This is a genomic window from Bacillus sp. EB600, assembly GCF_024494385.1.
Taxonomy (GTDB): Bacteria; Bacillota; Bacilli; order Bacillales; family Cytobacillaceae; genus JAEVLT01.
The window spans coordinates 1-374 of record NZ_JAEVLT010000179.1 but is presented as its reverse complement, the minus strand read 5'-3'; the positions used below and the strand labels follow the sequence as shown (position 1 = coordinate 374).

Sequence of the window (374 nt, the reverse complement as noted above, 5' to 3'; positions counted from 1 at the left end):
AATGAATATTAGTATTGGTGTATTTAAGGTTAATTCCGTGACTGCTTCTTCTGCAGTCAATATAGGTACTACCTTTATCATAAATCCTTCAAGCAATATAAAAAATCAAATTGGTACACTAAACAACGGTGACGGTAATACCTTACTCACTCACAACCCAATTTATGATCCTGATATTACAGATTATCCAGCTGCGAATAGTGAATACTACTAGGGGTGTATTAATGTTGCCAATCTTTATTGGAAATATTAAATCATCGACAGTTCAACATGGAAGTTCTTTCAATATAGCAGGCCTTGGTGGTATTCTAAATGCTCTGTACTGAATCAGAAAATTCAACAAGGTCAAGTTAATAATGGAGATTTCAGCCCGT

The 374-nt window shown here is 34.5% G+C and carries 1 protein-coding gene; it reads left to right on the top strand.

Translation table 11 applies throughout. The annotated features are described in order from the left end of the window. The coding region (locus JN080_RS29305; RefSeq protein ID WP_256239386.1) for a spore germination protein at positions 1 to 214 on the top strand (214 nt) is incomplete at its 5' end. Positions 215 to 374: the final 160 nt, after the last annotated feature.